The organism is Teichococcus coralli, assembly GCF_009829925.1.
Taxonomy (GTDB): Bacteria; Pseudomonadota; Alphaproteobacteria; order Acetobacterales; family Acetobacteraceae; genus Pseudoroseomonas; species Pseudoroseomonas coralli.
Window position 1 is genome coordinate 18,658 of sequence record NZ_SNVJ01000032.1, and the last position, 15,520, is coordinate 34,177.

The following is a 15,520-nucleotide window of genomic DNA, read 5'->3' on the forward strand; positions in this document are numbered from 1 at the left end:
CGTCATACGTGGAACATCAAGCGTAATGTCATGCAGCGGAGCGGCCGCCGGCGCGATGGGCGTTGGCCAGCCAGGGACCCGTTAGCCGGGTCCAGTTCGCTGCGGAGATGACCGGCAGGATGGCGCCGTCGATCTCAGGACGCCCGGGCGTGGCCTGGGGGATGAGGAGCCAGAGGCTGGGCGGGCCGCCCGAGGCGCCAGAGGCCTGCGAGAACTCGTCCAGCATCGTCATCAGGTCGTAGCGGGCGATCAGGCCAGGGCGGGTCAGCAGTGCCGGCTGCCGGAGGGCGAGGACCTCCCTCGCCACGCGCGGCGCCGCCTCGGCGGCCAGGCGGAGCAGGTTTTTGAAGTCGGTGCTGTCGCGCGCGGCGGCGTCCGCCATAAGCGCCTTCGGCCAAGCGATGCGGCGTTCCTCGGCCCGGGTCCGCATGGCATGGAGCATCAGGCGCTCGAGGCTGACAACCTCCCGCGGGAAGCGGCGCAGGAGTTCGGCCTCGGCGTCGCGGGCGCGGCGGGGCTCGACGGTCAGCGCCAGGAACACGCCCTTCTCGGCCGCGAAGACGATCTTGCCCTCGATCCCCCGGGCGGCAAGGACGTCGGGGGTTGCCTCCTGCGCCGGGGCGAAGGTGGCGTGGCGGATCAGCGTCGCGGTGCCGCTGCCGCTGTCGGCAATGGAGCGGCTGTAATACCCGGTGTCGTTTGGGCCGACGTCTCGCCAGTCGACCTCGGCGCCCGCTTCCTCCAGCAGGGTATCCAGGTCAGGTCGGAGGGGCAGGTCCGCGGCCTCGGGGAAGCGGCCTCGGACGCGGGCGCGCAGTTCGGCTTCGCTGAGGGCGCGGATGTTGGCGAGCGTGCCGAGGGCGAGCTTCAGTGCCCCCAGCGCCTTCATGCCGCGCGGGTATAGCTCGCCACGCGCGGAGAGGGCAGCGCGGGCTGAGACGGCAATGGCGAGGCGCAGCCGGCGCTCTGCCGTCAGCGCGCTGGCGCCTTCCGGGACGGGGACGACGCCGAGCTCGTCGTCTACCCTACCGGGGCTCGGCAGCGGGGTCTCCGCGGCGAGCTTGTCCGCGGCGCGGCCGAGGCGCCGGGCGTACTCGGCATTCTCCGGTGATGCGGAGACGAGGACGGCCGAGGCTTCGGACCTCGCCTCGGCGTAGGAGGCAAAGCGGGTCGGCGTGACGGAGGCCTCGAGTTCGATGGCGGCGCGGATCGTCGCGCGCGCGCGACGCATGCGCTCCTTGTCGTCCTCCCTAACCGAGCCGCGGGAGCCGAGGAGCTGCACCGCGAGTTCGTCGACCGTGGCGACGCCCCCTGCCCTCTCGATCAGGGTGCTGAGCTCGCCCCGGACGGCGTTCAGGTCGGCGCTCTTGTGCCAGCGGGTCCTGGCCGCTTCGAGGGCTTCGGCCACGGCGCCGCGGGACGTGCCGACGGCGGCGGCCACCTGACCGGCACTAGCCCAGGATGCCGCGTCGTCGTCGATGCCAAGGTAGTAGGCGAGGATGCGGTCCTCGGGCCGGTCGTCACCGGCCGGGCGACGCGGGAGCAGCTGCTCCGCCAGACGATCCAAGGTGGCCCGGCCGCCATCATCCTCGGTGATGCCGCCGGGGACGAGGTCGCGGCGAAGTTCAGCGAGCCTCTTCGCCCGCTCGCGGATCTCCTTCCGGATGCGGTCGCCGACGCCCGTGAGATAGCGGAACTGGAGACGAGGCACGCCGAGGAGCTGGTGGACGGTATGGATGCCCATCTGGTCCAGCACCGCACGCGCCTCGACCCCGTAGCCGACCTCGGCGATGCTGCTGGTCCGATCCAGGCGAGGGGCGATTACCTCAATGCTGTCGGCCGCGGCGGCCGCACGATCCATCGGGGAGAAGGCCGCTCGCCAGGCCCGCAGCATCTCCTCCGCGTTCCCGAATCGCTCGGTTGGGTCGCGGCGCAAGGCACGCCGGAAGAAGGCCTCCAGGCCGTCGCGCAAGGCCGGGTCGAAGCGGTCGGCGGCGATTGTCGCTTCGTCCTCGATGAAGCGCGCCTCGGTCAACCCGTCCCCGAAGGTGGGCGGCGTGCCGACCAGCATCTCGTGGAGCGTGATCGCCGCGGCGTAGCGCTCGGCGTGCAGGTCCCAGCGCGGCGGGCGGCGATCAACGAGGAACGGGTCGAGGTAGGGCCTGGTGCCGGCCGTGACGTTCTCCAGCGGCGCCCGCGACAGGGAGAAGTCGAAGAGGACGAGCCGGTAGGCTCCGGTCGCCGCGGCCTTCGCGATGCCGATGTTGTCCGGCTTGACGTCGCGGTGGGCGACACCGTCCTGCTCGAGGTACTCGACGGCCGAGAGGAGGTGCTCGCCGAAGCGCCGCATGAGGTCAAGCGAAAGTGGATCGCCGCCGCGGATCCACTGGGCGAGCGTGCGATCGCCGGCACGCTCCATGAGGATGGCCGGCCGCCCAGCGATGGTGGCGTCGGCGACGAACCTGACGATGTTGGGGTGACGGAGGGGGCGCAGGACGTCGGCTTCGGCCCGGATGCGATCGGCGCGCGCATCGTCGAGCGCAACCTTCAGGACGAACTCCTCGCCAGTGGCCTCCTGCTCGACCAGGAAGGCGTATGCGCTGCCGCCCTGCCCAAGCCGTCGCTTGATCACGAGGCCGCCTTCCAGGCGGTCGCCGGGCGCTGCCGTCGCGGGATCCGTGACAAACGCCGGCGCGGGTTCCTGCGGTGCGGCCTCCCGCTCCGCTTCCGCCAAGTACTCGAGAAACTCGCGTGCATCGCGCGGCCTGTCGCGCACCACAGGAGTGGTGGCGGCCCGCACCATCTCCTCGAGCCAGCGCCCGACGCCGTTCATGACGCCGGACAGGAGCAGGCCGTTCCCCTCCCGAAGCTTGGCCGGAAGCTCCAGCGGGCTTGCCGCCGGCGGTCGGCCGGAGAGGAGGTGATACGCGATCGCCCCGAGCGAGAAGACGTCGGCCTGAGCGGCGCCGGCGTCCGCAGCCGTCGCGGCCTCGGGCGCGAGATAGATCTTTGAGGGGTCGGTGATGTGGTCTTCGACGTGCAGGGTCCCGGCCGTCATCATGGCGCCCGCGGTGCTTCCCTCGGCCCGGCTGGCGACCTGCCAATTGGTGACCTGAAGCCGAGGGGAAGCGCCGTCGGCATCCCGGACGAGGACGCTCTGCGGCGCGAGGCCGCGGTGGTAAAGCCGCCTCCCGTGCGCATAGGCCATTGCCTCGCCCAATTGCCGGACGAGGTCCAGCCGCTCAACGAGCGGCAGCCTTGCTAGACGCTGAGACATGAAGCGATCCAGGCGGAGCGCGTCCGGATCGTACTCGAACACAAGCGCCGGTCCGAGCTCGGCCTCGCGGTAGTCGAGGACGCGCTGGATGCCCTGGTGCTCCAGCCCCTCCAGGACGCGGGACTCGCGTTGGGCGGTGCGGGCGAGGCGGTCCCGTGCCTCCGGCGTGGTGGCGCGGGCGTAGGGATAGACGCGCACCCGGCGCTTAACGCCCGTGGCCGCGTGACGCGCGGCGAAGTCCTGCCAGTTTTCGCCCTCGCCGAGGAGCTGGTGAAGTTCGTAGTCGCCGACCCTGCGTCCGCGTCCCGGCGGCCGCACGCCGGCCTGTTCCAAAGCTCTGACGATCTGCCGCGCAGCCGCCGCATCGACCGCCCCTCGCCGGCCGAAGCCGAGCTCATCCGAGCGTAGCAGAGTGCCTATGGCGCCGAGGTCATCGGGCTGGCCCGGATCGCCTCGCAGGACGACCCGCTTCGCCGTGCCGGGGTCCAGAGCTGGGCGTTGGCTCACCTTGGAGAGAAAGATCAGCGGCTCCACCCAAGGCGTAATGCGGGCACCGCTGCGGCCGCTGAGCGCCTCCTGCCGGCGCAGGACAGAAGCGAGGCGTTTGGCCTTCCGGTTGGCGAGTGGGAGAGGGTTGTCGGTGGTGACCTCCCTTCCCTCGGTCCGCCACGTCCAGCTGTATGCATCGCCGCGGACGGTTCCGGGCCGTGATTTCGCTTCGACAAGGATCAGGCCGGCTGGTGTAAGGACCAGGGCGTCGACTTCGTTGACCCGCCCCTCATCGTCGATGAACTCGAAATTCGACCATGCGCGCCAGGGCTCGTGGTCAGGCAGGTGGTCGCGAAGGAAGTCGAGCGCCTCCCGCTCCCACTCGAAGGCCGACTGGCTGACGGCGGTCCACCGAGGAGCCCGCATGTTCGTCTATCATCCCCAGGCAAGTATACGCAGCCGATCTTACCGGAGCGCGAGGTTTTGGCTAACCCTTGTAGGGGGGGAGACTGTGCCGGTCGATCAGGGGCAGCGTCCTGTTGGACCAGCCGGAGTAGTTAAAATTCCGGCACGCGCAGCATGTTGGTAAGGCCCATTGACCAGGAATGCCGGCTTTCCGTCGGGTCAGCCATGATCCGCCGGCAATGGGAGCGTCCCAGAAGCAGTCCGTGCCTCGACGCTATCCTCGCGATGACCATGCCATCCTGCACCAAGAAGCTCTGCCGCTAGCGCGGCTATTAATAGGAACTTATGGTGCATGTGAAACAGTTGGCCCGTGTCACGCATGCACGACACCATTCCTCTCCCCGGCCAGGACGCCGCAGACGCCCCTGTCCTCTTCGGCTCGCTGCGGGAGACCCTGTCCGGACACCGGGACGCCGTGCTGGCGATCCTGAGGCACGTTCCCGCCGTCGTGGAGGCGGCGCAGCAGATGCTCCCTGGAGACACCTACCGCGTCCTGGTCAGCCAAGAGCACCTGCACCTCCTGAAGGAGGGCACGGACGGCATCACCAAGCCCTGGCTGAAGGACGCGTCCGGACGGTTCGTCGAGAACGTCGACCTCGTCCGTGTGGGGCCGGACGTCGCAGGGGCGCTGTCCGGCCTGGCCGTGCAGGCGGCCCTCGCCCAGATCAACGCCAAGCTCGGCGAGATCTCCAGGGGCGTCGAGAACCTGATAGGCTTGGTTCGGGAGGTGAACCGGGGGCGCGTGGCCGGTGCCATCGACGCAATTGGTCCGGCCCGCGCGCTGCGCGATCCGGTCGAGCGGCGGCGGGAGATGCTCTCGCGGTGCGGGGCCCTGGCCCTGGAGCTGGGCGGGCTGGCAGGCCAGATGAAGCAGGATGTGGCGATGATGCCGCCGGAGCAGACGGGTTTCTGGGACGGGTGGTGGGGAAGCCGGATCAAGGAGGCGACGGGCACCGCTGGGGCTGTCCGAAAGGACCTCGTCGCGCTGGCCGAAGGAATGCGTGTCCTGCTGGGCGCCTACTGCGAGCTGGGCGAGTTCCCCGCCGCAGAGACGACTTTTAGGTCCCTCGAAGCGCGCTTCCGCGAGGCCGACCTAGAGAGCGCCGCCGCGCGGGCGAGGCTCGTGCCCTATGACAAAAGCGGCGGGGGACTTGAGCAGGTGCTGGAGCGGTACGCCACGAACATCCCAGCGCTCGGGGAGCGCGTGCGCCTGCTCGCGTCCGGGAATGCCCCCAAGCTCGAACTCACCTTCACCAAAGAGGAGATGCTCGCATGACCAGCGACAGCAGCGGAGCACAAACGATTTGCGGATGCGGGCGCCCGCTAAAGCCCGAGGAGGCAATGTGCCCGCACTGCACGCAGGACAAGTCGTCCTTCTGGAAGCAGATCGGGTCGGCGGTGGCAGCCGCAACGCCGTTCGTCATCGGGGGCATCCTCTTCATCGTCTCGAAGGGGAAGATCAAGCCGAGCGCCTGACAGGCGCCCCAGCCGACCGCGGCCGCGGGGCGCGTCACACTATGATGGCGCCGATTGCCTGCGGAACTGAATGCGCCCGGTCAGGCCGCACTGCTCCAACGTGTCCAGATTGCGCTTTGTCCGGTGCTGGTCGGCACCTCGTTAAAGCGCAGGACAACCTCTCGACGGCACCGGCCTGCCTGCGCTGTCCGCAGTAGAATCGACAGGTTCCGCATCAGAAGACCCGTACGGCTTCACGCTCGACCTGGTCTCGAGCCGGCTCACGCAGGACCCCCCACTCCGCCAGGTTGACCGAACCGCCGACCGTTTCTGAGAGAGCGGCCCGCAGGCTGGTCAAGCCTGCTAACGAATTCGGCGCCCCTGGCGCGAACTCGACGATCAGGTCGATGCTGCTGCCAGGCCGCGCCTCGCCGCGAGGGGCGGAGCCGACGATCCAGAGGCTCTCGATGCCGCGCTGCCGGAGAATCAGCTCCTGCGCACGGAGCCGTGCCAGCATCTCGGGCAGGGTAGGGGAGCGGCAGTCCAGCTCTGCCAAGAAACGTTCGACAAGGCTGCCGACTAGATCTTGCACCGACAGGCCGCGGGCCGCGGCGGCGGCCTTGATGCGGTTGCGGATTTCCGGCGGCAGCCGGACCGAGAGGAAGGCGGCACGCTCCATGTCGAGAACACCCACAAGCGCACATGTGCACAATCTGCTTGAGCTTAACCTAACTCAGTGAATAGAATAGCGAGCATTATTAACAAAATAAATCAACCTTTGGTTGTAAGCAGCCAGGGCTGATATGTTTCGGGCGCAGCAGAATGTCCTGGTTTGGCGTGGTGGTCGGCGTCTGCGTCGATCTAATCCGGTCCTTCAATAACAAAGAGATCGCCTTCGCCTGCGCCTTCGGGCTCTTGCTCAGCGGCTTCGCCATCTGGGCAACCTGCATTCTGCCGCCACACCTGAAGGTGGTGCGCGCCTTTCTTGCCGCCGCTGCCGAAGCGCGCCGGATCCGACAGGAGACCGGCCTCGCATCGGACCAACGGATTGCCGCGTTGGGAAAGGCCCTGGCGAGCCGGCGCCCCCTCGCGGACGTCTGGGAGACGTTCCGCGCCTCGGTGCGTGAGTCTCCGCTCAGGAAGGCCGAGTATGTCAGCCCAATCGACGCCCGTGCCTGGTTCACCCCGGAGCGGCTCCCAGGCGGCGGCCCCGAAGCTTGGTGCGGCACTCTGGCCTCCATCTCACTAACGTTCGGCCTGTTACTCACCTTTGTTGGCCTCTCGGCAGGTCTCTTTGCCCTTGGCGGCGGTACCGACCCAGCCTCGCTCCGGGAAGGTATCAACAAGCTTCTTGGCATCAGCGCCGCGAAGTTCATCACCTCCATTGCCGGCATCATGGCTTTCATCGGCTGGACGCTGATCGGGAGAGTCCATACCAGCTTGCGCGAATGGGCCGCCCACGCCCTCGCGGCAGCCGTGGACGCCGTGGTGCCGCATTTGCCGCCCGAGGCGCTCCTCATCGAGCAGCTCAAGGCCTCCCAAGAGGCCGGTCTCGCCACACGTCAGCTTTCCTCTGACCTCCATGTCGCCTTGGATAGAAACTTCAAGGTGGTGGGTGACCAGCTGGAAGGCTTCCGGGATTCCCTGACACCCGCGCTCGACAGATCCGTCCAGCCGGTTGTCGAAGCAATTCACGGTATGAGTGAGCGCATCGGCAACGACAATCAGGCCGCACTCCAGCAGATGGCCCAGGGCTTCCTGGGTGGCATGCAGGATGCCGCCGGGGCCGAGATGCGGGCCCTGGCTGAGACGCTGGGCGAGGCAGTCACGGCACTCTCCGTGACCAAAGCCGGTATTGGCGAGAGCGGCGCCGAGTTCGGACGTAGTCTTCAAGCCGCTGCGGAGCAAATGGCGGGATCTGCCACCGCCATTGCGGAAACCATGGACGGCCGCCTCGCCGCAATCGAAGCGCGCATGCGCTCGCTGGACGAAAGCCTGTCGGCGGGTGCTGGCCGGATCGATGAGGCCGGGGCACGGATGTCCGCCCGTGTGGGCGAGGGGATCGAGAAGGCGTTGCAAGGGCTGGCGGCGGCAGCCGCGGAGAACGCCCGTGCGGCGCAAACCCAGGCCGAGGCGGGCATGGGCCCGATCCTCGAAGCGATGCGTGCGCTCGTCGGGGAGGTCCGCGCTTCGGCCGAGCGCACGCGCAGCGACCTGGAGGCCGGCGGGCAGAGTGCTTCGGCCGAGATAGCGCGCGCCGCCTCCGAGATATCCGGCTCCGCCAGTCGAATGGCTGAGACCTTCGATGCCCGCATGGCGGACGTTGAGGCGCGCATGGCGCGGCTCGACGCGGCGATCGCCTCTGGGGCAGGGCATATTGATGCGGCGGGCAGCCGGATGTCCGAGCGCGTTGCTGCGGGAATTGATCAAGCCGTGAATGGACTGGCCACCGCAGGGGCCGAGCACGCCCGCGCTGCCCATGCGCAGGCTGAGGCTGGCATGGCGCCCGTGCTGGCGGCGCTGCGAGATCTGGTGGCCGAGGTGCACGGGTCCGCCGAGCGGACGCGAGGCGAACTGGAGAGCGGCGGCCGGGGTGCCTCGGAACAGATGCTCCAGGCGGCGCAGGGCATGGCTGTCTCGGCAAGCCGGATGGCCGAGACCTTCGACGCCCGTATGGCAGACGTCGAGCAGCGCCTTTCGCGTCTCGATACTACGCTCTCCGCCGGGGCCGGCCGCATTGACGAGGCCGGAGCGCGCATGTCGACGCAGGTGACGCAAGGCGTGGAGCGGGTCATGTCGGGATTGGCCAATGCGGGCGTGGAAACCGCAAAGGCGACCCGTGCTCAGGCCGAGGCCGGCATGGAACCCGTCTTGGCGGCGCTCAAGGCGCTCGCGCTCGAGGTCGGTACATCTGCGCAGCGCACCCGCGGCGACCTCGAGAGCGGTGGTCGAGCGGCCTCCGAAGCAATGGCCGAGGCGACGCGAGGGATGGGTGCCCAGTTCCAGGCCGCGGCAACCCAGGCCGGTACAGCCGTAGCCGATGCCTTTGGACAGGGGGCCAAGCACCTTGTTGCCGAAATGGCCGCGGCGGCGGAGCGCCAGAAGGCTGCATCGGACGGGCTGGCACAGCGGCTGGACGGGCTGGAACGCGCGCTGAGTGGCATTGAGCAGGCGATGAGCCGCCAGGTGAGCGATCTTGGCCGAGTAGGACAGACGCTAACGACAGCTGGCTCGACCGTGGCGACCGCTTCCGACCGGCTCGGCGCGGCCGCCACTCCCGTCGGAGAAACGCTCAAGGCTGTGGGCACTGCACTCGAGACCGTCCGTCAAGCCCTTGGCGAGGTCACCACGGCCAGCACGACTGCCCGCCAAAGCACTGAGGCAATTAGTACGGCGGCCCAGGCCGCCGAGACCAGCTTCCGGTCCTACGTGCAGCGCTTCGAGGACACCGACAGGGCCCTGGCTACCACGGTTGGCACCCTGCGCGAGGGCGTCATCGATCTGCACAGCCAGGCTGTCACGACCTTCGGCACCATTGACACGCAACTCTCCAAGGCTCTCGGCAGCCTCAAGGATGCGGTTGAGAACATGGCCGACGTGCTGAGCGACACGAAGGGCAAGGTGTTGGCCGGTGCAGGGATGGGCGGAAACTGATGTCGAGCGTCTTCTCGCGCCGCCTGCCACGCCGCGCCGGCGAGGGCGCGGAGGACATCTTCGCGCCCGTCGCCGACCTCATGGTCGGTATGGTCTTCATCTTCATTATCGTGATGGTGGCCCTGGTGCTGAATCAGGCTGAAGAGACCACCGTTCCGAAGTCAAAATACGACGAGCAGGTCGCTAAGGTCGCCAGCTTGGAAGCCGAGGTGGAGCGACTGCGCGCCGAACTGGAGGAGGAGCGGAAACGCCGCCTACAGGCCGAAGCCGAACGGCAAAAACTGGCCGAGTTCGCCGCCTATGTCAGGGACCAAGGCGTTCTTCGGCTGATGGACCGACTGTCCCGCGCTGACGAAACCCGGGCCGTTCTGCTTCGTGAGATGGAGCGCCGCCTCGCAGTGCTCGGCATCGATGTCACCCTGGACCAGCAAGCCGGCACCCTTCAACTGCCAAGCCGTAACCTGTTCGATATCGGTCAGGCCACACCCACCCCAGTCGGAGCGCAGACCATCGAGCGGCTCGGTGAAGTGATGGCGCGGGTGCTGCCCTGCTATGTGGGAACCGGCCCTGCGGTGCCGAGTTGCCCCTCAAGCGGCGAGGAGAGCAGTCTCAGCGCAGTCTATGTCGAGGGCCACACCGACAATCAACCGTTCGGTGCGGCTCAGGAGCGATTTAGGAATAACTGGGACCTCTCTGCAGGTCGTGCGATTGAAGCCTATACCCTAATTCGGGATCGCTTCGAGCGCCTCCGCATGCTGCGGAATGCTCAAGGGGAGGCGCTGCTCGGTGTGTCCGGCTATGCAGATACCCGCCCCGCCAAGCGAGACGCGACCGAGCGGGAGCGCAACACACCCGAGATGCGCGACAAGGACCGGCGCATCGAGGTGCGCGTTATCATGGCCACCAACCAGGCAATGGTCGGTTCGGTTCTTCAGGAACTGAACCGCAGACTGGAAGCCATCGATGGCCTCCTCCGCTGACGGGCACAGAATGATCGGCGGGACTGAGCCATTGGGCGGGGCCTCGGGGCCTGCACTCGCGGGCGAGCTCCAGGTGGGAATACCACGGCCGAAGCGCATCCCGGTCAGAATGCCGCAGCTCAGCCTGGCCGTAGAGCGCATCGAACGGCGCTTTGGGGCGGTCGACGGTGCAGGCCAAGCGGCACAGCGGGACGTGCTGGAAGAGGCGCGCCGCGCACTACAGCCTGGCGGCGGTGGAGTTGCGGCGCTGGGCCGCCGAGCTCTCAAGGCCGTTCCCCACCTGCTCTGGGGGCCAGCAAGGGTGCCGTTGGACGCTCCGACGCTCAGGGCATGGCTCGGTCGGATCGACAAGGGCTGGGGGCAGGCACCACCACGCCTCTGGTACCATTACATCCTCCACATCGATCCCACGGATGCGGCATCTCTCGAACTCGGCGCCTGGCTAGCCACCCGGCAAGAGAAGCTCTCGGAGTCTGCGCAGGCAGTCTCCAGGTGCTATGCTCTGCTGGAGCCTGGACAGGCGCTCAGCACCCTCGCCGCAGCTGTCTGCGACGGTCAAGACCCTGTGGCTGACATTGCCACGGCCGGCGTCGCCGCCGACGCCCTGCGACGATCACGGCTGGCCGTCGCTGTGGTCACCGCCGCTGCCGATACCCTGAGGCGGCGTAAGCCACGCGACCCTTCACCCATGCAAGTCATCGGCACCTTCCTCGGCGCGCAGCTTGGCGAGGTGCTGAAGCAGGCCGATTGCTCCGCTCAGGAGGGAGATGCGGCGGCGGCCGCCGCCGCCGAAGCAGCGGTAGCGTGGTGTATCGGCATGGGCGAGAGTGACGAGCGCGTCCAGGGCGTCCTTGATTTCGTCCTGGGGCTGCTCGGCGACCCGCGGACCAGGACCCGCCCGCCCCGCTGGTCCCATCCCACCATCTCCGAGGCCACGCGACAGCAGGTTGATAGCTGGCTCTCGCGTCAGACCTTCGAAGCCTTCTTCCGGGTGGTGGACGCGACCTTGCTGCGTGGAGGCGATGTGGAAACGCGGCAGAAATGGGCGGCCCGCAAGGCGTTCTGGCGGACGTACCTACCTCAGGTGCGAAAGGCCTGGCTCATTTGCGCACCCAATGCGGCGCTGGAGGCACGCAAGCTCCGTGTTCGGTGCGGCCAGTTCGTCGGGCAAAACGTGCTCACCGACCATAGCGGCCTGCTGCTCGAAATCGGCACGTCGGCGGGCTACGCGATCACAGCACTGGAAATGAGCCATGTTGGGCGTGCCGTCTTTTGGGCCCCCGGCGCCCCTGGCCTGCCAGGCGCTTTCGAACGCCAGTACGATCGCGGCGATATCCTGAGCCGGGCCAAAACCCTGAGCCGGGACGACCGGACCACCAAGGTCTTTGCCCTGACCCACCAAGGGAACTGGCCGGAGCATTTCCGTCGGCGGATCGCCGAAAGAACCGGCATTCAGTAGCCTTCACCGACGGACGCGAGCACCTTGGCCATCTACCACGTCTCTGCTCAGCCGCAACAAATCGGCTTCGCAATATCCGTCACGCGGTCGGGCCTTCTCGGCTTTGGCCGCTCTGCCATCCCGCCGGTCGATTGGTCCGATGCGCAGGGTCCGGGCGCAGCGCTCATGGCGCTGCTTCTGCGCGAGAGCAGAGTCACGCCCGAGGGCGACAGTGCTCTGTTGCCACACGCCGAAGCCGCCCGCCTGCTGGAGCACGATGCCCGGCTGCTCGGACTGCCGGCCCGCTGTCCCTACCAGTTGCGCCTGACCGCAGAGGGGCAGGTAAGCCTGCCGGGCTTTGCCGTCAGGACCGAGTGGCTCGACGATCGGGGTACGCTGGCCTTCGGTCTGCGCCGGACCGGCGCCTTCCTGTCCAATGGGACCCACCGCTTCTTGGTGGATGACCCCCTGTTCAGCCTCCTCGAAGAAGTCGAGCGCCTGAATGCTGCCAGCGCTGTGACTTCGGGCTCAGGTGATGCACGGGCATCCCTCGATACCCGCATGGCGGCCTTTGCGGCCTTCAAACGCGCTTTGGAAGCCGCGACGGGTGACGCCGAAGCCGACCGCTACCTCGACGAGCTGGTGGTCTATCGCGCCACCGGACTGGGAGTGGATACCGCTCAGGCGGCTGATGGCGGTGATGCTTTCCTCCCGCTCCTGCTGGGGGATGCTCCGCCTGATGTTGCGGTGATGGCTTCGCCTTCGGAGGCTGCAGAGAACGAGGAGATCGCTCCGCGGCGCCAGCGCCTTTTGCCCCGCGGCCATGCAGAGCGACTGGCGACCAGCCTGTTCCCCGAGCAGGGCGCCCGGCCTCACTATCGGCTCGGCGCCGGTGTCTATGCGGTCCTTGATCCCCCGGTTGCAGCGGCCCTGCAGGTCCTGCAGAGCGTGAACCACGCTGACCAGGCGACGCGGGCCGAGTTCCGTCGCGACCCGCGCGCCTTCCTGCTGGAGGCGGTCGAAGCGGCGGGCGGCGAGGGCGGCATCATCGGCGGTGGAACCCTCCTTGATGGCCCCGTGGCAGAGGAGGGCTTCGGGGAGCGTGTGCTGGGCGTCCGGCTCTGGACCGGCAAGCAACTCTCCTTCCGCATCCCGGTGAGCCGCCAATGGTTCCCGGAGGAGGAGGGAGGCGAGGTCTATACCATTGAGCCTCCTGGTGCTGATCAGCCTCTGATGGTCAAGCGCAGCGAGGTGTCGGCGTTACAAACAGCCGTCGCGCAGGCCGTGGCTGCCGGGCACCCGACGGCGTCCTTCGGGGGCCGCGAGGTGCCATTGTCCTCGGACTTCATCCAGACCGTCATGGGCCTGGCAGGAATGGTACGGCCGACCGAGCCCGGCTCTGGGGCCACAGAGAACCCGCGGGACGAGAAGGCTAACCCTGCGAAGGAGCCTGTGCTGGCGCTTGGTGTGGCCGAGAACGACGAGATGGTCACTTTCCGTGCCCATCTGCGGGAGGGTGTCGGCAATGGCTGGCGTTGCGACCTGGATGCGATGGCAACGCCTCCCATGCCGCATCAACGGGACGGCATCGCTTGGCTGGAAAGCGCCTATCAAAGCGGACTTCCGGGTGTTCTGTTGGCCGACGACATGGGCCTCGGAAAGACCTATCAGGTTTTGGCCTTCCTGCGCGCGGTCCGGCGGCGCGTCCTGCCAGAGGATAGGCGGCGACCGATCTTGGTCGTCGCACCGAAGACGCTTCTCGGCGAGTGGCGCGAGCAGATCGCCCTCCATCTGGGCGGCGAGGGGCTAGGTCGCTCAGTTTTCGCCTACGAAGCAGGCCTGAAAGATCTGACGCGGACCGCCCGGCCAGACCCTTCCGCACCGGGAAAACGCACGCTCGACACGGACCGGCTGCGCGAAGCCGACTGGGTGCTGACGACCTACGAAACGTTACGCGACTACCAGATTTCCTTCGGCCGTGTGCATTTCGAGGTCGCGGTCTATGACGAGGCCCAGAAGCTCAAGGGCCTGACCTCGCTGGTGAACAACGCGGCCAAGGGCCTCAGCAAGGTTGATTTCACCATCCTGATGACGGGCACGCCCATCGAGAACAGTGCGCTCGACCTCTGGGCCTTGATGGATATTGCCTGGCCCGGCTTCCTTGAGGCCAGCGGGCGGGATTTTGCGGCGCGCTACATTCGATCGCCGGCCCCGGACGACCTCACGCGGTTGAAGCGGCGGCTGGTGGAGCCACAAGAGCTCAATGGAACCCTCTTTCCACCGGTCCTCTTGCGCCGCTTCAAGGATGATGTGCTGGAGGGTCTGCCGCCGAAGGCGGTGAAGGTCTGGGAACGGGAGATGCCCCCGGAACAGGCGGCTGCCTACGACATGGTGCTGGAGGAGATGCGCACCGGACGCCTGCTGGCGCTCGAGGCGCTTGGCCGGTTGCGAGCTGTCTGCCTGCACCCGCGCCTGGCTATGCCGACCTCCGCTGCGGAGCACGGCGCCTTCATCGCACGTTCCGCCCGCTTCTCTGCCCTGTTTGAAATGCTTGCCGAGGTCCATAGGCAGGGTGAGAAGGCCCTGGTCTTCGTGGATATCATCGAGGCTCAACGCGTCTTGGCCGCCCTGATCCGTCACCGCTTCAGCATGCCCCGCATGCCGGACGTGATCAACGGCGCCACTGATGGCGCGGTGCGGACCCGGATCAAGCGCGAGTTCCAGGAGCGTTTGGGGTTTGACGTGCTGCTGCTCGGGCCACGGGCGGCAGGCTTCGGCCTGACGCTAACGGCTGCAAACCACGTCTTCCACTTGAACCGCTGGTGGAATCCTGCCGTCGAAGATCAGTGCAGTGACCGGGTTTATCGCATCGGCCAGCAGCGTCCCGTCACGATCCATTTGCCCAAGGCCGTCCATCCCGGCCACCGAGAGGCATCATTCGACTGCCAGTTGGACGAGCTCCTGGCAGGCAAGCGCGCGGCCAGCCGCGAGATCGTTGTGCCGACCGCCATGGGTGAGGACGACTTCCAGCGGCTATTCTCCAGACTTTCTGGGCAGAATACGAGAGCGGACCCGGAGCTCTTGCGCTCGCTGGACCTGATGGACTGGGCGAGCTTCGAGGCATGGGTCGCTGAGGAAGTGCGCGCCACGGGGCAAATCGTGCACGCGACACCTCGCAGCGGAGATGGTGGCGCCGATGTTGTGGCGCAGCCAGCTCCGGGCTCAGCGCTGCGCCCGATCCTGTGCCAGTGCAAGCACCGGGCTCGCGGCGCTGATGGCGAGGTCGGCGAAGAGGCCGTACACGACCTGCTGCGCGCCCGTTTGCGCTGGTCAGGGCTGACGGCCAACCCAGTTCTCGTGGCCGTAACCAACGGAGTCTTTACTCTCGCTGCCCGTAACTTGGCGGCCGAGCACGCCATCCTCTTGTTCGACCGACGCTGCCTTTCTGATCTACGGCCTGCTATCCAACGCGAAGGCGGTGTCAAATGTGCCACAGAGCGGCGCGGCAGGCTGTGATGACAGATCTCGGGTGTATTACATGGGCCGACGGATTGGGCGCGTTGAGCCCTGCCTACTTGCCGCTCGAGATCGTACCGGCAGCGCTGCTCCACCGCGGCCATGGGGCGGTGATGGTGTCCGAGTTCGACCTCACGCACTCCCTCCAGCGGGACCTGAAGGTCATCTCCCAAAGTATTGCCCAGGACACTACGGGCCAGGCTGACAAAGGCGGCTTCTTAAAGCGTCTAACGAAACCCGCTGAAG

9 protein-coding genes are annotated in these 15,520 nt (G+C 67.4%); 7 read left to right on the plus strand and 2 right to left on the minus strand.

What is annotated here, in order from left to right; genetic code table 11:
* Nucleotides 1-28: 28 nt before the first annotated feature.
* Nucleotides 29-4,192, minus strand: coding sequence for a BREX system serine/threonine kinase PglW (gene pglW / locus E0493_RS21675; RefSeq protein WP_160939355.1), 4,164 nt, complete (start codon nucleotides 4,190-4,192; stop codon nucleotides 29-31).
* 358 nt (nucleotides 4,193-4,550) lie between these two features.
* Between pglW and E0493_RS21680 the strand changes: the two genes are divergently transcribed.
* Nucleotides 4,551-5,507, plus strand: coding sequence for a hypothetical protein (locus tag E0493_RS21680; protein ID WP_160939356.1), 957 nt, complete (start codon nucleotides 4,551-4,553; stop codon nucleotides 5,505-5,507).
* A complete protein-coding gene (locus tag E0493_RS21685; RefSeq protein ID WP_160939357.1) occupies nucleotides 5,504-5,707 on the plus strand; it encodes a hypothetical protein in 204 nt (67 codons plus the stop codon). Before E0493_RS21680 ends, E0493_RS21685 begins: the two co-directional genes overlap by 4 nt.
* Nucleotides 5,708-5,921: 214 nt before the next feature.
* Here E0493_RS21685 and E0493_RS21690 read toward each other — a convergent pair whose 3' ends face one another.
* Nucleotides 5,922-6,365 carry a nucleotidyltransferase domain-containing protein gene (locus E0493_RS21690; protein ID WP_160939358.1) on the minus strand — a complete coding sequence of 148 codons (444 nt, stop codon included), beginning with the start codon at nucleotides 6,363-6,365 and terminating at the stop codon, nucleotides 5,922-5,924.
* 143 nt (nucleotides 6,366-6,508) lie between these two features.
* Between E0493_RS21690 and E0493_RS21695 the strand changes: the two genes are divergently transcribed.
* The 5 genes from E0493_RS21695 to E0493_RS23610 form a co-directional block, all read left to right on the plus strand.
* Complete coding sequence (locus tag E0493_RS21695) at nucleotides 6,509-9,340, plus strand: hypothetical protein (RefSeq protein ID WP_160939359.1); 2,832 nt, start codon at nucleotides 6,509-6,511, stop codon at nucleotides 9,338-9,340.
* The gene (locus tag E0493_RS21700) at nucleotides 9,340-10,320 is read left to right on the plus strand and encodes an OmpA/MotB family protein (RefSeq protein ID WP_160939360.1); all 981 of its coding nucleotides are present in this window, start codon (nucleotides 9,340-9,342) and stop codon (nucleotides 10,318-10,320) included. Before E0493_RS21695 ends, E0493_RS21700 begins: the two co-directional genes overlap by 1 nt.
* Before the next feature lie 109 nt (nucleotides 10,321-10,429).
* The gene (locus E0493_RS21705) at nucleotides 10,430-11,779 is read left to right on the plus strand and encodes an EH signature domain-containing protein (RefSeq protein ID WP_160939361.1); all 1,350 of its coding nucleotides are present in this window, start codon (nucleotides 10,430-10,432) and stop codon (nucleotides 11,777-11,779) included.
* Between the two features lie 24 nt (nucleotides 11,780-11,803).
* Entirely contained in the window at nucleotides 11,804-15,274 is a 3,471-nt protein-coding gene (locus E0493_RS21710; RefSeq protein ID WP_160939362.1) for an SNF2-related protein, read from the plus strand.
* Nucleotides 15,275-15,333: 59 nt separating this feature from the next.
* Nucleotides 15,334-15,520, plus strand: a 187-nt coding sequence (locus E0493_RS23610) for a hypothetical protein (protein ID WP_235913952.1), incomplete at its 3' end; no start/stop codon positions are given.